Annotated in this window: 1 protein-coding gene; it reads left to right on the forward strand. The window is 38.5% G+C overall.

Going from position 1 to position 226, the window contains the following annotated elements:
• The coding region (locus H4J59_RS00045) for a transposase (protein ID WP_182235756.1) at positions 1-210 on the forward strand (210 nt) is incomplete at its 5' end.
• Positions 211-226: the final 16 nt, after the last annotated feature.

The following is a 226-nucleotide window of genomic DNA, read 5'->3' on the forward strand; positions in this document are numbered from 1 at the left end:
AGTATCATACATATTCCCCCTTATTCACCAGAATTAAATCCTATTGAACAAGTATGGTCATGGCTAAGACAAAATGAAATAGCGAATCGCTCGTTCGCTGATTATGAGGATATAGTGGATAAGTGTTCTATTGCATGGAACAACTTCATAGCGGATACAGAACGGGTCTTATCTCTATGCAGAAGGGACTGGGCAAAGTTGAACAGTTAATTATCGGAATTGGTAT

The organism is Colwellia sp. MB02u-10 (assembly GCF_014077185.1).
In the GTDB taxonomy this organism is placed as follows: domain Bacteria; phylum Pseudomonadota; class Gammaproteobacteria; order Enterobacterales; family Alteromonadaceae; genus Cognaticolwellia.